This window comes from Haloferax sp. ATCC BAA-644, assembly GCF_000336975.1.
GTDB lineage: Archaea > Halobacteriota > Halobacteria > Halobacteriales > Haloferacaceae > Haloferax > Haloferax volcanii.
In genome coordinates, this window is the sequence record NZ_AOLF01000015.1 from 1 (window position 1) to 14,734 (window position 14,734).

The 14,734-nt window shown below is 65.5% G+C and carries 14 protein-coding genes and 1 tRNA gene; 2 read left to right on the forward strand and 13 right to left on the reverse strand.

Annotated features, from left to right (window positions below; all coding sequences use genetic code 11):
- From C458_RS07700 to C458_RS07735, 8 genes are all read right to left on the reverse strand, one after another.
- Positions 1-1,531: response regulator (locus C458_RS07700; protein ID WP_008574588.1), on the reverse strand; the 1,531-nt coding region annotated here is incomplete at its 3' end.
- A gap of 138 nt (positions 1,532-1,669) precedes the next feature.
- A complete protein-coding gene (locus tag C458_RS07705) occupies positions 1,670-2,551 on the reverse strand; it encodes a DMT family transporter (protein ID WP_008574589.1) in 882 nt (293 codons plus the stop codon).
- Positions 2,552-2,639: 88 nt separating this feature from the next.
- Complete coding sequence (locus C458_RS07710; RefSeq protein ID WP_008574590.1) at positions 2,640-3,392, reverse strand: class I SAM-dependent methyltransferase; 753 nt, start codon at positions 3,390-3,392, stop codon at positions 2,640-2,642.
- A gap of 119 nt (positions 3,393-3,511) precedes the next feature.
- Complete coding sequence (gene queC / locus C458_RS07715; protein ID WP_008574591.1) at positions 3,512-4,246, reverse strand: 7-cyano-7-deazaguanine synthase QueC; 735 nt, start codon at positions 4,244-4,246, stop codon at positions 3,512-3,514.
- A gap of 91 nt (positions 4,247-4,337) precedes the next feature.
- Complete coding sequence (locus C458_RS07720) at positions 4,338-5,111, reverse strand: 7-carboxy-7-deazaguanine synthase QueE (protein ID WP_008574594.1); 774 nt, start codon at positions 5,109-5,111, stop codon at positions 4,338-4,340.
- Positions 5,111-5,587: a 6-pyruvoyl tetrahydropterin synthase family protein gene (locus C458_RS07725; RefSeq protein WP_004041608.1), complete on the reverse strand. Its 477-nt coding sequence runs from the start codon at positions 5,585-5,587 to the stop codon at positions 5,111-5,113. The genes C458_RS07720 and C458_RS07725 overlap by 1 nt, the downstream gene beginning before the upstream one ends.
- Before the next feature lie 115 nt (positions 5,588-5,702).
- The gene (locus C458_RS07730) at positions 5,703-6,086 is read right to left on the reverse strand and encodes a thioesterase family protein (protein WP_008574598.1); all 384 of its coding nucleotides are present in this window, start codon (positions 6,084-6,086) and stop codon (positions 5,703-5,705) included.
- Positions 6,087-6,203: 117 nt separating this feature from the next.
- Positions 6,204-6,482, reverse strand: coding sequence for a hypothetical protein (locus C458_RS07735; RefSeq protein ID WP_008574599.1), 279 nt, complete (start codon positions 6,480-6,482; stop codon positions 6,204-6,206).
- A 172-nt stretch (positions 6,483-6,654) separates the two neighbouring features.
- On the opposite strand from C458_RS07735, the gene C458_RS07740 reads away from it, so the two are divergent.
- Complete coding sequence (locus C458_RS07740) at positions 6,655-7,026, forward strand: 2Fe-2S iron-sulfur cluster-binding protein (RefSeq protein WP_008574602.1); 372 nt, start codon at positions 6,655-6,657, stop codon at positions 7,024-7,026.
- Between the two features lie 150 nt (positions 7,027-7,176).
- Here the strand turns inward: C458_RS07740 and C458_RS07745 are convergent.
- The 3 genes from C458_RS07745 to C458_RS07755 all read right to left on the reverse strand — a co-directional run bounded on the left by C458_RS07745 (position 7,177) and on the right by C458_RS07755 (position 10,142).
- A tRNA-Tyr gene (locus C458_RS07745) sits at positions 7,177-7,250 on the reverse strand.
- 73 nt (positions 7,251-7,323) lie between these two features.
- Positions 7,324-9,423 (reverse strand): DEAD/DEAH box helicase, encoded by a 2,100-nt coding sequence (locus C458_RS07750; protein ID WP_008574604.1) that lies wholly within the window; start codon positions 9,421-9,423, stop codon positions 7,324-7,326.
- A gap of 236 nt (positions 9,424-9,659) precedes the next feature.
- Positions 9,660-10,142, reverse strand: a complete 483-nt coding sequence (locus C458_RS07755) for a hypothetical protein (protein ID WP_008574605.1) — start codon at positions 10,140-10,142, stop codon at positions 9,660-9,662.
- A gap of 1,384 nt (positions 10,143-11,526) precedes the next feature.
- Here C458_RS07755 and C458_RS07760 point away from each other — a divergent pair.
- Entirely contained in the window at positions 11,527-12,732 is a 1,206-nt protein-coding gene (locus tag C458_RS07760; RefSeq protein WP_004063115.1) for a Cdc6/Cdc18 family protein, read from the forward strand.
- 171 nt (positions 12,733-12,903) lie between these two features.
- Here the strand turns inward: C458_RS07760 and C458_RS07765 are convergent, their stop codons facing one another.
- Both C458_RS07765 and C458_RS07770 read right to left on the reverse strand, forming a co-directional pair.
- On the reverse strand, positions 12,904-13,473 hold the full coding sequence (locus C458_RS07765) for a hypothetical protein (RefSeq protein WP_008574609.1): 570 nt from the start codon (positions 13,471-13,473) through the stop codon (positions 12,904-12,906).
- Between the two features lie 301 nt (positions 13,474-13,774).
- Entirely contained in the window at positions 13,775-14,335 is a 561-nt protein-coding gene (locus C458_RS07770) for a TATA-box-binding protein (RefSeq protein ID WP_004041616.1), read from the reverse strand.
- Between the last annotated feature and the right edge of the window lie 399 nt (positions 14,336-14,734).

Consider the following 14,734-nt stretch of genomic DNA (forward strand, 5'->3'; position numbering starts at 1 on the left):
GAGATGTGTATAAGAGACAGTGTCTGGCCAGCGTGAGCACGTCGTTGAGGAGCGTGTCCATCCGGGTGACGCCGTCGAGCGCGCGGTCGAGGTAGGTCACGTCGCCTTCCTCGCGGGCGAGTTCGACGAACCCCTTGGCGACGTTGAGGGGGTTCCGCAGGTCGTGTGAGACGACCGACGCGAACTCTTCGAGGCGGTCGTTCTGCCGCTGAAGTTCGCGCTCGCGTCGCTGGCGGGCCAGCGTGTGCGTGACGTTGTTGCCGACAGAGCGCAGGAGGTCGACTTCGGTGTCGGTCCACGAGCGACTCGTCTCGACCACGTCGAAGACGACGAAGCCGACGAGCGCCCACTTCGACACCATCGGCACGGCGACGAAGCCGCCGGTCCCGGCGTCGGTGAGCACGCGCTTCGTGTCCGACGCCTCGGGCGGGAGGTCCGAGACGCGATGGAGGCGGACGTTCTCGAATCGGTGGAGTCGTTCGAGCAGCCAGCGGGCGTCTTCGAGGGCGACGCGCTCGGGGTGCTCGCGTCGACCGCCGCCGCGCCAGTCGTGCATCCGGGCGGCGACGGTCGTCTCGTCGTCGTAGAGATAGACCGAACAGCGGTCGAGGTCGGCCACCTCGCCGACCGACTGGAGCGTCCACTCGATTTTCGTGCCGATTTCGTCGGTCTCGGCGCTCATCAGCGACGTGGAGGTGTCCAACACGGCGTCTTTCAGGCGCGTCTCGTAGCGCAGTCGGTTCCGGCGGCGGCGGCGCTCGGTCACGTCCTGCAACGTCCCGATGACGGCGGGTTCGTCGTCTTCGGTGGGACGGAGCGCGAGGTGGCCCTCACAGAGGAGGTCGTCGTCGTGCGGGTACGCGGGGCCGGGCGACAGCACCGTCTCGAAGCGCTCCGTGTCGGGGGCGTTCGGGGAGACGACCCGCTCGAAAGCGGACAGAATCTCGTCGGCGGCCTCCGCGGCGAGGTCAGCGAACTCGCGGCCGATAATCGCCTCGCGGTCGTAGCCGGTGAGTTCGCAGAAGACGCCGTCGGCGGAGGTAAAGCGCCCCGCCGAGTCGAGCGAGTAGACGCCGCTGTCGAGCACCTCGATGGCAGTGCCGTACCGCTCGGAGGCCGCCTTCGCGCGGTACTGCGAGACGGCGTTGACGACCCGGTTGGCGAGCACCGTGTACTGGTCGGTGCCGGTGTCTTTCTGCATGTAGTCGGTCGCGCCGACGCGGAAGGCGTCGCGGGCGACTTCCTCTGAGCCTTTGCCGGTAAAGAGGATGAAAGGGAGGTCGGGGTGTTCCGAACGGACCGCGCGGAGGAACTCCAGCCCGTCGATGTCGGGCATATCGTAGTCCGACACGACGCAGTCGACCCGTTCCTGTCGGAGTCGTTCGAGGGCATCCGCCCCCGAGTTCGACGTCGAGACCGACAGGTCCACGTCGCCCGCCTCGCGTTCGAGGTAAATCGACACGAGGTCCGTCAGACTGGGCTCGTCATCGACGTGGAGAACGCGTACGTCTGCCCCCGGCCCGTCGTCCATACGATGTAGCGACCGCTCACCGTAATGAGCGTTGTGACGCGGTTATCAGGGCCGATAACAGATTCGGAGCGGGAGACGAACCGACGCGTCTTCGGACGAGTGTCCGGGTTCGGAACCGCCCGCATCGGCCGGGACAGGTCAGGACGCGCTGACGTAGATGCCGCCGAGGACGACCGCCCCGCCGAGGACGGTCGGGAGCGTGGGAATCTCACCGAGGAGAAAGAGGGCGAGAATCGTGCTGCCGACGGGTTCGCCGAGGAGGGAGACGGAGACGACGCTCGATTCGAGGTGCGCGAGCGCCCAGTTGATGACGGTGTGACCGAAGACGCCGGGGCCGACCGCCATCCCGAGAAACAGGAGCCACTCGCGGGGCGGATAGCCAGTCAGCGGGTCGCCGCGGCCGACCGCGACGACGAGGAGCGCGGCGGCGCAAACCGAGTAGACGACGACCACGTAGGGGACGAGGGAAACCCTGCTGCGGACGCTCCGGCCGGTGAGGACGTAGGCGGCCGCCGTCACGGCACCCACGACCGCCAGTCCGTTTCCGAGAAGCGGCCGCGGCGCGCCGCCGGCGGTGAGGAAGTCGGAGACGGACATGAGCGCCATGCCCGCGAGCGCGACGCCGATGCCGATTGCGGTGCGACGGCTCACGCGCTCGTCGAGGGCGGCCCACGCGCCGACGGCGACGAAAAGCGGTTGGGACTGCACGAGCGTGACGCTCGCGGCGACCGTCGTGTGGTTGAGGCTCTCGAACCACGACGCGAAGTGGGCCGCGAGCGCGACGCCCGCGCCCCCGGCCGCCAGCAGGTCCCGCCCCGAGATGGTCGCCAGCGCGTCGCGGTGGCGGACGAGCGCGACGGGCGCGAGCAGCGCCACGGTGAACAGGACCCGGTAGAAGGCCTTCACGAGGCTCGGCGCGGCGCTCCAGCGGACGAGGACGGCGCTCGTGCTGACCGCGAGAACGGCGATGCCGAGGCCCGCGAGCGGCGAGATGGGGGCGTCGGAGTCGGGCGGTGACACACCTCCACGTCGCGGGGGGTCCGCTTACCGTTTGTGGGTCCACGCCGGTCGGCGTCCGCCTGTCAGTCACGGAGCCGACGCGGCGGACCTACTCCTTCCGCGCTCGAATCAGCGCCTTCGGGTTGGCAAAGGAGACGACGGAGTCGCCGTCGAACTCCACGTCGAACAGTTCTTTCGCCTCCTCGGGCGCTTCGCGGAACCGACGTTCGAGTTCGTCTCGGTCGGCGGGCGAGACGTTCGTCCGCTCGGTCCACGGGTCGAACTGGAGGCGTATCGCCGCGGTCTCGACCGTCTCGACCGACAGGCCCGCGGCCGCGAACCACTCGCGCCACCGCGAAACCGGGTGGAGTTCGACGTGAGTCGGGTCGCGGAGGACCTCGACGCCGTTGAGGAACGCGGCGAGGGCGGCGTCCTCGGGCGCGACGTTGTCCCCGAAGGCGAAGACGCCGCCCGGTTCGAGGACGCGCGCGACCTCGGCGACGAACGCCTCGGGGTCGGGGAAGTGATGCGCGGCGATACGGCAGGCGGCCGCGTCGAAGACATCGTCCGCGAAGGGAAGGCGCTCGGCGTCGGCGACGACGCCCGCGACGGGGTACTCGCGAACCGCGGTGGCGACCATCTCGGGGGCGGCGTCGGCCGCGACGACCGAGGAGACGCCGGCATCGGCTATCGCGCCCGCGGTGTGGCCGGCCCCGGTCGCCACGTCGAGCGCGCGGGTCGCACCGCGGCACCACGACGCGAGCGTCTCGCGGTCCGCGCCGAGGCGGTGGACCTCGCTGTCGAAGTACGACTCGGCGGCGCTCCCGAACTGGGCGGCGGTTCGGCGTTTCTCGTCGCTCATGACGCGGGATTCGCGCAGGTCGGTGAAAAAGGGGCGCGAGGAGACAGGTCGGGACGCGGGCGAACTCTCTCCGTCTCGTCGGCGCACGGAGCGCGGAGTGGTCAGCGTGCGGGGCGACGCTACGCCGCGTCGGGGTCGGCGTCGCCGTCCGCGTAGTCAGGGCGCTCGGCGTACGGAATCGGGTCGCGTTCGCCGAGGTTCTGGAACGCCTGCAAGCGGAATGCACAGGAGTCGCAGGTGCCGCAGGCCGGTTCCTCGGCGCGGTAGCAGGACCACGTGTGTTCGAAGGGGACGCCGAGTTCGAGGCCCCGGCGGGCGATGTCGGTCTTCGAGTCGTGGACGAACGGGACTTCGAGCGAGATGGTCGTGTCGGGTTTCGTGCCGACGTCGACCATGGTCTCGAAGGCGTCGAAGAACTCGGGCCGGCAGTCGGGGTAGCCCGAGTAGTCCTCGGAGTGCGCGCCGACGAAGACGGCGTCGCAGTCGTTCGCCTCGGCGTACGAGACGGCCATCGACAGGAGGTTGGCGTTTCGGAAGGGGACGTACGAGGACGGAATCTCGTCGGCGTCCATGTCGGCGTCGGCGACGGCCATCGAGTCGTCGGTGAGCGACGACGCGCCGATCTGCTTCAGGTGGCTCGTCTCGATGTGAAGGAAGTCCTGCGCGTCGAGTTCGGCGGCGAGCGCGCGGGCGCAGTCGTACTCTTTCGACTCGGTTTTCTGGCCGTACGAGGTGTGGAGCGCGTAGAGTTCGTAGCCGCGTTGCTTCGCCTCGTAGGCGGTCGTCGCGCTGTCCATGCCGCCGGAGAGGAGGACGACGGCGCGTTTGTCGTCGGACGTGGGTTCGGTCGTCATCGTTATCGTGGAACGTTCGTGGTGTGTTCGGGGTTCGTTTAGCGGACGTTTGGCGGGATTCGGCGGGATTCGAGGTTCGTTCGGTGGGCGTTCAGGTCTCGGGCGCGTCGTTCCAGAGGTCGACGTGGAGTCGCGGCGTGTAGCGGTAGCCGAACGACGCCGCGAGGTCCGCGACCTCGGTCCGAGTGCGGGCGAGTTGCTCGCGGGTCTGTCCCTCGGGCATGAGCAACACGTCGCTGTCGCGGATTTCGCGGGCGGCGACGCCGCGCACGTCGTCGACGAGCGCCTCGATCTCGTCGAGGTCGTCGCGGCCGGTGACGACGAACTTCAGTTGGAACTCCGCCGCGTCTTCGACCAGCGAGGCGAGCGCGTCGAGGTCGACGCGGGCGTTCTCGTGTCGCTCGGTCCAGACGCCGGGGTCGACGTCGTCCGGGGCGTTGTCGGGCGTCGGCGTCGAGGTCGCGAGTTTGGGGCTGATACTGGCGAGGTCGACCGGCGCGTCGGTTTCGAGCGTCCCGTTCGTCTCGACGGTCAGGTGGTAGTCGTCGGCGAGCGCTGACAGGAGCGCGTCGGTCTCGTCGTGGACGAGGGGTTCGCCGCCGGTGACGACGACGTGCTCGGGGGACAGCGACTCGACCTCGGCGACGATTTCGTCGAGGCTCAGCCACGCGTGAGTCGGCTCCCACGAGGTGTGAAAGGAGTCGCAGAACCAACAGCGGAGGTTACAGCCGCTGGTACGGACGAACGTGCTCGGAACGCCGGCGAGCTTGCCCTCGCCCTGAAGCGACGCGAACAGCTCGTTTATCGGGAGGCGGTCGCCCTCGGCGTCAGCATCGTCGCGGGCGACGGTGTCGGAGACGGGCATCAGAAGCCGGCGCAGAGCTCCGACGTTTCGCTGACCGAGACCGAGACCTCGGAGACGGTGTCGGGGAGCGCCGCCAGCAGTTTCTCTTCGAGCACGACGGCCATCACCTCGGCCGTCGGCGGCGCGTCGAGGACGACCGTTCCGTCGGCGTCGCCGGAGCGCTCGAACGCCTCGACCAGCGGGTCGCCCGATTCGACGAGAAAGCGGTGGTCCCACTCGTCGATGACGTCGGTCACGACGCCCTTGTCGACGACCCAGCCCTCGTCGGTCAGGTCGCCGACGACGCGGACCGAAATCTCGTAGTTGTGCCCGTGCGGGCGGCTACACTTGCCGTCGTGGTGGAGGAGACGATGGCCGGCGCTGATGCGAATCGGCCGGTCGCGTCCGATGTGGAGGACGCGTTCGCCTGCTCGGGACAGCGGGGTCTCATCGTCGGCGTCCGCCGACTGTGCGCGTTCTAGTGTTCCCCGAGGCATACCCAGAGATTATCACGAGAGTATTTAATTCTCCTGTCTCGGCTCTGTCGGTCGAATAACCGGTGTCGTTCTAGACCGCTCCAAGAGACAACGCGGTGCGAGCGGCGGCCGGACGCTACGGTTGGTCGGCGATTGCCTCGCGCCACTGGTCGGGGACGCGGGTCGGGCGGCCCTCGTCGTCCATCGCGACCTGAACCGTCTCGCCGGTGGCGACGACCTCGCCCTCGGAGGAGAGCGTGTAGTAGATGGGGAAACTCTTTCCGCCGGGCTCGCCGGCCTCGACTTCCACCTCGACGGTGCCGACGCCCTCGATTGGCGCGCGGTAGTCGAGTTCGAGGTGCGCGACGACGATGTGCGGGTCGGAAAGCGGGGTGTCCAACACCTCCTCGAAGAAGCGCACGCGGGCCTGTTCGCAGTAGGTCGCGTAGACCGCGTTGTTCACATGGCCGAACGAGTCGTGGTCGCGGAACCGGACTTCCACCTCGGCGACGAAGCTCATTGCGGTGCGCGACACGGGCGAGGAGTATAGCACCGGCGGTTTGCCTCCGGTGAAGCCGGTGCGATAAGCCGACGACGCGGGAACGAACGGCGGGCGAAAGACGGGGTCGCGGACGACTCAGTTCGCCGTGCGCGCCGACTGGTCGGCGGGGGGCGTCTGTCGGCCGTGCAGTGCGACGGCCTTCCAGACGTTCGAGCGCGAGCCGGCGCGGACCATCTCGACGGGCACGCGAGCGCCTTCAGGGAGCGACGCGAGCGTGTCGCGGATGCGCTCGGACTCGTAGGCCACAAGGTGGCGCGTTTCGTTCGTCTCGTGCAGTTCGACCGTCATCGTCTCGTGGTCGTTCATCTCGACGCGGACGTTCACCAACACCGGCGCGGACGCGAGGGTCACCATCACACTCACTTACGAATCCGCCCGTCATAAGCCGTTATAATACTGATATCTTCGGGTATGGATTCTACATAGATGACGGGAGAGCCGCGAGCGGGAGGGGTGGGCGAGGCGACTGAACGGGAGGCCGGTCCGAGGGGTACGCCCATGTCGCGTCGGCCCGAACGACCGACCGATGAGCGACCGCGAGCCCCGGGCTCGAACCGAGTGCGACCCGGCTGACTCGACTGATACGGTTCGTGTCCGCGACACCGACGGCGACCACGTTACCGACCTCGAAGTCGAACGCGGGACCGTCCTCCGCGACGCATTACTCGACGCGGGTATTTCACCGTACGCGCGGCTCACGAAGCGAGTGAACTGCGGCGGGCGCGGCCTCTGTGCGACGTGCGGCGTCCGGGTTCGCTCGGGCGAGCCGACGCCCGACCACTGGCACGACGACCTCGCGGCGCGGTTCGGCTACCCGCGGCTCTCGTGTCAGCTTCGCGTCGACGGGCCGATGACCGTCGAACTGGTCGAAAAGGTGGTGTGGGGCGGTCGGGAGTGACCGTGTGAACCGGCCGGTACGAGAGAAGACGGTCCGCGCTCACCGATTTGAACTCACTCGCAACGCTCCGCGTTGCTCGCTGCTCAAATCGGGTCGAGAAGCCCTTCACATTCAACACCGCTCGCTGCGCTCGCGAGTGTTGAAGTTCAGTCCGCTCTCCCCGATTTGAACGGGGGACAAGCCGATCTACAGTCGGCTGCTCTGCCAGGCTGAGCTAAGAGCGGTCAAGAGAATCTCAATCCACGGGTAGACTTAAGAATTCTCATTCCGGGCGGCGAAGCGCCCGACGACGGGTGATTACTCGTCGGTCGTCGCTGACTCAGCGCCGTCCGCAGACGCCGACTCAGCCCCGTCCGACTCGTCGTCTTCGGTGTCAGTGTCGGCGTCGGTGTCGGCGTCGGTATCACCGCCGTCCGACTCGGTGTCGAGGTCGTCTGCGCTCGTCTCCCGGACGCGGATACCCTTCCCGGCGAGGTGTTGCATCTGGCGCTGGGCGAAGTCCTCCTCGCTGGTGCCGCGAGTGGCGAGCACGTAGACGAGCGCGCTCCCCGTCGGGCGCATGGTTCGACCGGCGCGCTGGGAACCCTGCCGGCGAGAGCCGCCGAGGCCGGAGGCGACGATTGCGAGTCCGGCGTTCGGGAGGTCGATGCCCTCGTCGCCGATACGGGAGATGACGAGCGTGTCGAGGTCGCCGTCGCGGAACGCCTCGAAGTACGCCTCGCGGCGGTGGTGGCGGGTCTCGCCGCTGACGAACGGCACGCCGAGCGCCTCGGCAATCGCCTCACCCTGGTCGAGATAGTCGACGAAGACGAGCGCCTTCGAGTCGGCGTGGCGGGCGCGGAGCCGACGAATCTCGAATATCTTCCCGGGGTTCATCGCGGCGAGCATATGTCGCTCGCGGCCGTCGCTGGAGGCCCATTCGTTTCTGGCCATGTCGTCGCCCCAGCCCACGTAGCGAATCTCGACTTCGGGCTCTTGGACGTAGCCGGCGTCGAAGAGCTTCCCCCAGTCGGTGCCGATGGGCGGGCCGATGAGCGTGAAAATCTCGGCTTCCTTGTCGTCCTCGCGGATGGGTGTTGCCGACAGTCCGAGGCGGTGTTTGGACTGGAGATCGGCGCTCCGCTGGAAGACGCGACTCGGGATGTGGTGGGCCTCGTCGTAGATGATGAGCCCCCAACGCCGCGAGTCGAAAAGCGAGCGATGGCGGTCCATCCCGGCCGTCTGGTAGGTGGCGATCGTGACCGGGCGAATCTCTTTCGCGCCGCCGTGATACTCACCGATTTGGTCGGCGTCGAGGTCCGTCGTCGAGCGGAGTTCCTCGCGCCACTGGCGGGCGAGTTCGCGGCTCGGCACGAGAATCAGCGTCTCGCCGCCGACCGCGGCGAGCGCGCCGATACCGGCGATGGTCTTCCCCGCGCCGGGCGGCCCGACGAGGACGCCGGCGCGCTGGTCGACGAATCGGTCGACCCAGTCTCGCTGGTAGTCGCGGAGGTCGACGCCGAGCGTAACGTCGAGTTCCTCGCCCTCTTCGAGGTCGCGGTCGTCCTCGACGGGGTAGCCCGCGTCGTAGAGGATGCGCTTTATGGCCGCGATTTCCTCGTCTCTGACCCACGCCTCGGTGTCCGAGATGGGGGCGTAGACGTGGTCGTCGTCGAGTTTCTGGAGCGCGACGTTGCCCATGAGGCTCTCGGTGGCGGCTTCGAGGACGGTGTACCCCTCCTCGTGAGAGTAGAGGCGGAACTGGTGGGCGCGCTTCCACTGGTCTTCGACCCACGCTTCGAGGTGCGGCGACCGCTCGGGGAGGACCGACCGAAGCATCGAGAGGAGCGAGTCGACATCGTCGAAGGGTGCCTGCCACACGTCTTCCCGCCGGATGCGGTAGAGGTAACCGCGACCGCGGTCCCCGCGGTCGCCGGTGGTGTCCGCGAGGTGCGCAAACTGCGAGAGTCGCGCTCGGGTGTACTGAGTCGGGTTGTCGACGACGATTTCGCGGCGCTTCGGAAAGAGGACGACCCGCTCGCGCGAGGCGAGGTCGCCCCACTCGGTCGGGTACCAGACGACCGGGTCGGTCTCGACGTTCACCCGCTGGACTCGCCCCGCACCGGCGAGCGCGCCGAGCCCGTCCATCGCGTCCGCCTGCGAGACGCCGAGGCGGCGAGCGACCTGCTGGGCGGTCACCACGGGCCGGCCCTCGGATTCGAGCGCCTCGTAGAACGCTGCGAGCGAGACGCCGTCGTCAATTTCGCTCGGTTGGTCCGCGTCGACGGTGGACGCGTCGGGCACGTCGGATACCTCGGTTACGTCGGCCAATCGGTCGAATACGTCTCGGGACGCGCCGGCCCCGTCGATGTCGCCGTCTCCGTCGGGAGGACTTTGGTCCTCGTCCTCGGCAGTCATCGAAGTCGAATACGGTCGCGACGGGGAAACGGCTTGCGACACCGGGGCCCGTGACGCGAGCGAGGGAACTCGCTGCACGCGAGGGGCGAGGGTTCAGGGGGAGCGGAGGCGGAAGGAACGAAGGGAGAGCGAGGAGAGAGCGAGGAGCGAACGAGCTGAGTGCGAGAAGACAGAAGCGACTCGGCTTCGTCGAAGCGGTCCCCCGTTGAAACGACGTTATCGGGACGGAGGCGATACTATCGGGATGTGCTCGACCGCGCGGGAGCCATCCGGTCGAACACGGCCCGAAAGTCGTCGTCGACGGTGAGGAACTCGGGGAACTCTTCGAGCGTCCGGACGCCGTCGAGATAGACGTACTCGACCGGCTCGGGGGGAATCTCCTCGAAGACCTGAACCGGTCCCCGTTCAGCGAGACCGACGAACGGCCGTCCCTCCGGGTCGGTCTGCGGCGTCAGTTCGTGTTCGAGGTAGAGCTTCGCCATCGCGAGCGCGCTCGCGAGCGGGACCTGACCGGGAGTCAACTGCCACGTGACCTCTCGGTCTTCGTAGTGGACGGTGGTCACGTAGCCGTCGTCGAACCGGAAGCAATCGACTCGCTCCCCCGGGCGCGACCACCGCGTCTCCGTCGAACGGGAGCGTTCGAGAGACCACGCTCCGTCGTCGTCGCGATTAAACACGACCTCGCCGAGGCGCACCCACAAGCGACTGAGCGCACGCATACGTTACCGATTCGTCCCCCTGGGTAATTGCATTGACGCCACGGGAACGACACAGTCCGTCGGGGGAGAACGTTCCGAGGCTCGTTCCGGGAGGCTACGCACGGATGCACGAGAGTCGCATGCACACCACGTTTCCGGTGAACGAGTGAGAGCTAAGTCCGGTCCGAGACCGGTGTAGACATCGGTGTCGGCAGGTGACGGCTCGGCCGGGTCCGGTCGGTCGTCGTCGACGACTCACCACATCGTGTTCGCGACACCCCACACCTCGCTTCCGGTGAATCCCGAGACCGGGTGAGACGGGGAGAGACACCACGTTTCCGGTGAATGAGGGGGAAGATAGAGAACCGGAAACTCGGTCACAGAGCCGGGATACCACGAGCCGTAAGGACGGGAACGACAGTCGGTCGCCCACCGGCCAGCTCTCCGTCGCCAGCTTCGTCCGGCTCGGCGGAGAACGTAGCAACGCTGACAGACACCGTGTTTCCGGTGAAATACGATACAGGGCAGGCGAGTCCCGCGGGGGTCGGAGAGCGGTCGAACAGCCGATGAGTCACGAGAGCGAAGTCACGCGCACACCACGTTTCCGGTGAACCGAACCACGCGCCTGCCAGCGGCAAACGCATAGAAACACGGGTGTGCGCGTTCGTATCTTTTCCCTCATTTTCGGGGCCACCCGAATCGAACCACTTATAATGGGCACACCACGTTTCCGGTGAAAGCACCCGCAATAAGAGTTCTATCTGGGGAGTAGAGACACTACGGGAGACCGAGATGGGACACCACGTTTCCGGTGAGTCAACCAAGCGAGTCCATCAGGCGCGGTCCAGCAGTCACTCGACTCGCGTCGGGATTCCGATGTAGTACGAGTAGCAATAATTAAATAGTATATCTGTGTTAAAGTCCATTGATACACTCGTGAAGTAAAAAAGTACTCGTAACTCGAGTACTGTTCGAATCGAACCGTTCGTCTTAGACGCGTGTTTTTCCGGAGTTTGCGAGTCAGCGCAGTCCGTGATTTCGGTCCGTTCTGGAAGGTTCTACGAGGTCTCGCGAACTCCCGTGAATCTGAGCGATTCATGGCGAGACGGAACTTCACAGCCGACTCTCGTCACAGACCGCTTCCGGCAACAGCGCACACACGGCGTCGGTGCCGACGTAACTCGTCGACTTCGTGCACGTTCTCCGTCCTCAGGCGGGACGCGAAGTGAGAGTAGCCGGCCTCGTGGGGTCAGGTAGACTCCCCCACACCGTGTTTCCGGTGAATCAATACCTCCGTTTCGTGTGGACGGGAAACCGGGGCTCGTGGGCGTTCACCGGAAACGTGGTGTGTGTGTGCTGAGTCGAATGGTAAGTCCTTTCACCGGAAACGTGGTGTGTTGCGAACATGCCTAACGCCAGCGACGACCTCTTCACCCGGGAGGACCCCATCTTCGCCAACAAGGAGTTGTTGGAGATTAACCACCTCCCGGGCGAGGGTCGCATCGTCGGTCGCGACGACGAGATTTCGGATCTCGCGACCGCGGTGAACCCCGCCATCTTCGGACAGAGCCCGAGCAACGTCCTCATCTACGGGAAAACCGGGACGGGAAAGTCGCTCTGTGCGAAGTACGTCTCCCAGCGCCTCGTCGAGACGGCCGAAGAGGAAGGCGTGAAAGCGACGTTCGCCTACGTGGACTGCGCGCAGGACACGACCGAGACGCAGGCCGTCCAGACCATCGCCGACAGCGTCAACGACACCTCGATTACCGGGATAAAAGTCCCCGATAAGGGACTTTCGACATCGACGTACTACAAACGCCTGTGGCGCATCCTCGACTCGCTGTACGACGTGGTTCTCATCATCCTCGACGAAATCGACAAACTGAGCGACGACGACATCCTCATGCAGCTCTCGCGAGCCGGTGAGGCGGGGAAGATTGCCGGCTGTAAGCTCGGCGTCATCGGTATCAGCAACAAGATTCAGTACAAAGACCGAATGGACGAGCGGGTGAAATCAAGCCTCTGCGAGCGCGAGTTCGTCTTTCCACCGTACGACGCGAACCAGCTTCGCGACATCATGGACGCCCGGAGCGACGCCTTCCGCGACGGCGTGTTGGACCCATCGACGATTCCGCGAGCCGCGGCGCTCGCCGCCCGCGAACACGGGGACGCCCGGAAAGCAATCGACATCCTGCGGTACGCGGGAGAAATCGCACAGTCCATGGGAGCGAGTACCGTCAAGGAGAACTTCGTCACGCAGGCGCGCCAGCGCGCGGAGACCGACCGCTTCCGCGAGCTGATTCGCGGGTCGACACCGCACTCTCGCTACGTGTTGCAGGCGCTCGCCATCCTCTCGCTTTCGAACGAAAAACAGGACGGCTTCCGAACGAGCCGCGTCTACGAGGTCTACGAGAACATCTGCCGACAGCAGGGCTCCGATAGCCTGTCGCTGCGGCGGGTTCGAGACCTCCTGAAAGAACACGCCTTTCTCGACATCATCGAGCAGTCGAAACACAGCGGCGGGAGCGCGGAAGGAAGCTACACCAAGCACCAACTGCTCGAGGATCCGGACGTGGTGAGGGACGTCCTCATCGAGAACACGGACTCCTGATTGGAGAGTCGAACTCTCGACCGGGGCGTGTGAGGGCCGAACCGGCTAGCGGGAACGCCGGACCACCGCAGGAGTACCTCCGTAGAGTGGCCTCTTATAATTTATTGCAACATCATGTGACTGGAATATTCACGCGTGACCGACCCGGTCACGCCGGTTGTCGGCATCGACTTACGGTTCGAGGCGGTCAATCGGCACTGATTTCGAGCGGACCGACTCGTACAGGCTTTCGACCCACGAAACGACTTCCGACGCGTCGCCGTCCACGAGGGCCGTCAGGTTGTTGTGTTCGTCGTAGGCGGAGACGAGGCCGTGGCCGTCGACTACGAGCAGGCCGAAGTCGAGGTTCTCCTCGGTGACTCGAAGTTCGAACTGGTCGAGGTCCCGCGCACGCTCGAAGGAGTTCGGGTAGGCGTCCATCGAACGCTCGAGGACGCCGCGGTCGACGATGAGTTCCATCCGGGTATCTTCTCCCAGCACCGCTTCGGCCGATTCGTTGAACACACGACTCACGATGGGCGTGACTCCGCGGAAGCGGTCGACCGGCTCGCTTCCGACGATAGTCAAGTACCTGTTAAGCGGCGCGTGCGGGTCGTTGTCCGCGGCGGTCGTGATGTTCATCTGACCGAGGACACCCGGCGGGGCGTTCTCACAGATGTCTGCGGCGTTCGCCAGGAACTCGCTCATTCGGTCGGCGCACTCGACCGTCTCGATGAACCGCTCGTACTGTTCGTGGACCATCGTTCCGCCCGGCGTAAGGTGATACAGTCCGTCGGATCTCTTTTTCGCCCATCCTCGGTCACAGAACCCCGCGAGTGTCCGCTGTGCCGTCTCCCGGGCGCAGTCACAGTGTTCCGCGAGCGCTGTCGGTCGGCGTGGTTCGACCGCCAACGCCCGGAGAATCGCCTCTCGACTCTGTGACCCAACGAGAAACGCTACGTCCTCCCGCACACTCATGTACCTCTGTTACACTGTTCGCCATTTCACACTTGCGGGTGTTCAGACACTTAGCACGGCGAAAAATCGGATAGTTCGGGAGCGCCTAGCCGAGCAGTCCGAGCGCGTCGATGCGCTCGACGATTTCCTCGACGGCGGTTTCCGCGTCGTCCGTCCGCTTTCCTCCGGTGATGACAATTTTTCCGGAACCGAAGAGGAGGATAACGACTTTCGGTTCGTCCATCCGGTAGACGAGGCCGGGGAACTGCTCCGGCTCGTACTCGACGTCTTCGAGACCGAGCCCGATGGCCAGCGCGTTCAGGTTCAGGTTGTGTCCGAGGTCCGCGCTGGAAACGATGTTCTGGACAGTTATCTCTGGCTCGTCGTCGACGGGAATCTTCAGCTCACGGAGCTTATCGAAGATAATTCCGAGTGCGTCGTGCACGTCGTCGATACTTTTCGCGCCCGTGCACACGATCTTCCCCGATCGGAAGATGAGCGCAGCGGCTTTCGGGTCCTGGGTGCGATAGACGAGGCCCGGGAAGTTGTCCGGGTTGAAATCTGCACCGGGGAGGTCGTCGGCGAGGGCTTCGAGGTCGAGCTCCTGACCGATCCCGGTCGATGCGACTACGTTCTGAATCTCGATGGAGTCTGCCGGCCCACTCATTGCTCGCACGTGAATCGTACCTCCGGCCTTATAAAGCGACCCGTTATAAACCGACTTCAACGGGTCGATTCTGTCGGCGCTCGCACGCACGCGAAACTAACACACTAATTTCTCGTTTGATCGAATTGATGTCACAACTGACCGCGCGTGAAGTTATGGCACGCCTCGTGTCTATTTTTCTCACAGAGCTACTAAATCAATGAGGTTAAATGTATCCCGGGCATTCGGACTAATGCGAAGAAGCGCACGGGGGCACTCCCCCCGAAAGCTTCCACCGAACGCCCCCGACCCCAAGGTCGTCAGGCGCTCACCGGGATGACACACCGTCCCGGGGGTCGCCACGATACGACGGCCTTAAGTGGTCCAAGGCATTTCGGATGAATGCGAACGACACACCGC